We start from the raw sequence: 2,378 nt of genomic DNA on the forward strand, positions 1-2,378 counted from the left end.
GCTGGAGCAGACTGACCGGTTGATTGTGATCTACTGGACGCTGGCCAGTCCCGGCTTGCGGCAAACGCTGGAGCAGTTGCGCCGTGATCTGCGTGACCCGCTCATTCATGCGCAGATGGGCATCCGCATCAGCCGGCGGTAAGAGTGTCGCGCGACCAACGGGTTGTCCCGCAATCAATCCGCTGTCGCGCGATCAACGGCTCACCGCGCCGGCGCGGCCAATGCAGCATCTTATAGAGCGGCACACTATGACGAGGTGCTTTATTACAAGGCGCGAAAAGACCGATGGCTGGAGCGGTCAGCCCATAGAGCAGTACTCATGGTGAGGAGTGCCTCAGCGGCCAACGATCAGCGAGTGCGGCCTGGTCAGCGCATCTTGGCCTGCCGCTCGCTGCGCGGGCTTGCGTTCCTTGGCCAACGCTGTCAAACCGCTCCTCAAGCTTCGTCTTGGTCCGCTGGCGGAACCTCACTCCATAGTAGGTGGACAAAAGTTCTGGGACATTTTGGAGGGACGGGTTGGAGGGACGGGACGTTTTGCAGTGCGGCGACGTTTCACCGCTTCCTGGCCAAAGCTGCGACACGTCGCAGCACTCCAAAAACGCCACGAACGTTTGTCACGTTACTTTGTAGCTGAGGTTTCAATTGACATGGCTCTGCCAAGGGTGCTAGAAGGTTCAGGGTGGAATGGAAAGGCTACTGGCTGAAGGCCAAAGAAAATCTTGACATGGCGGTGCTGGCTCATCAGATGAAGAAACACAACGTTTGTGCGAGTCGAGCCTATTATGCCGTATTCCTGGCCAGTATCGCCCTGCTCATCAAACTGACCGATTATCGGGCGAAAGACAATGAGTGGGAACATGGTCAAGTGCAAGCGGAGTTGAACCGACGGTTGATTATGCGAAGAAAGGTTCTTCCCGCCGAGCTTGGACGGACGCCAATGGACTTGATCACGTTACGGCACTTGGCCGATTACAAACCGCACTCGGTAGCCGCTAAAGAAGCAAAGCGAGCGTGTGACCGAGCTGCGAAATTCCTGACTTCAGTTGAGAGAGCGTTGGGAGAAACTGGATGAGGCGGAAACCTGCTGAACCATCTCGACACGTGACCAGACAACCGCAGAATGCCCTGGGCCGATACCTGGCGGCGTTAGAGGAGGTCTATCCAGCGGCACGAGGGAAGGCCCACATCACGGTGAGACCGGACAACCGCGTGATCGTGAGTATTCCATTGCCGATGCGGGTCAGCGAGCGGATGAGGCTGTTTGACCAGATGGCCGAAGTGGGAACAAAACTGCTGCTGGAAACAGATCGGTACATCATTCTCTCGGGCCGATGAATCAAAACAAAATCCTTTAGAGCGGTTTGCGAACGAGTTTATCCTGCGAGCGTATGCTCCAGCGTGTATCAGCCCGCAAGATGTGGGGCCCTCCTGCTAAAGACAATTGAAAATCGCTCTAGTGGAGACCGGTCGAGCCGAGGTGACGGCGTCAGAGCTGGAGCAGACTGACCGGTTGATTGTGATCTACTGGACACTGGCCAGTCCCAGCTTGCGGCAAACGCTCGAGCAGATGCGCCGCGATCTGCGTGACCCACTCATTCATGCGCAGATGGGCATCCGCATCAGCCGGCGGTAGGATGGTCGCGCGATCAACGGCTCATCGCGCCGACGCCGCGCACGTAGCGTCTGCCTGTAGAGTTCAGTACGCCGTGGTGAGGAGCGTATCAGCAGCTCGACCGTCAAGGGGCTTATTACAAACCGCACTCGCTCGCCGCTAGAGCGGTTTGTGAATGAGTTTATCCTGAGAGGGCACGCCATTTCTACCCAGCTCAATTCAGTGTGGGTCTGTTGGCCGCGTCAGGGGAATTGAATTTAGAACGATGTTCAATTGCCTTGATCTGGGAATCGCTACCTGCGGTTTGCACATGGATTGATACTGTCCAAGTCGTCGGTATCGAAATCGGCATAGAACATCGTCTACTCGTCGTGCCCGCTCGCCCAAACAGTCGGCATCGAAATCGGCAATAGAAAAAACGGCTTCCCATCATCTCCATTGCTCTGTTCAGTCAATGCTACTGCAAACCGCTATAGCTCCACCATTGGCCTATCATCTCATCCATGTATCACGGGTGTATTCGATAAAAAGCCCGACAGAGCCTATTAAGCTCCGCCGGGCTTACGAATTGTTCTGGATCCATCCGCGAAGCGGGCGGACACGTCACCGGCAGTCCGCCCACTCTACGTTGTCAATCACCCTACGGGCACGTGCACACGTCGTCGCACGCATTCACGTTCGACACAATTGTGTGCGTCACCGTCGGGTTGTTGCGCGAGATCGTCAGCCGGAAGTTCCCGCGACAGCGCCCAAGATCAATGATCCC

At 56.3% G+C, this 2,378-nt stretch carries 3 protein-coding genes; all 3 read left to right on the forward strand.

What is annotated here, in order from left to right; translation table 11 throughout:
- Positions 1-679 precede the first annotated feature (679 nt).
- The 3 genes from NZ823_03175 (at position 680) to NZ823_03185 (ending at position 1,633) form a co-directional block, all read left to right on the forward strand.
- On the forward strand, positions 680-1,072 hold the full coding sequence (locus NZ823_03175; protein ID MCS6804129.1) for a HEPN domain-containing protein: 393 nt from the start codon (positions 680-682) through the stop codon (positions 1,070-1,072).
- Positions 1,069-1,335 (forward strand): hypothetical protein, encoded by a 267-nt coding sequence (locus NZ823_03180; GenBank protein ID MCS6804130.1) that lies wholly within the window; start codon positions 1,069-1,071, stop codon positions 1,333-1,335. Before NZ823_03175 ends, NZ823_03180 begins: the two co-directional genes overlap by 4 nt.
- A gap of 106 nt (positions 1,336-1,441) precedes the next feature.
- Positions 1,442-1,633, forward strand: a complete 192-nt coding sequence (locus tag NZ823_03185; protein ID MCS6804131.1) for a hypothetical protein — start codon at positions 1,442-1,444, stop codon at positions 1,631-1,633.
- Positions 1,634-2,378 lie beyond the last annotated feature (745 nt).

This window comes from Blastocatellia bacterium, assembly GCA_025054955.1.
Classification (GTDB): domain Bacteria; phylum Acidobacteriota; class Blastocatellia; order HR10; family J050; genus JANWZE01.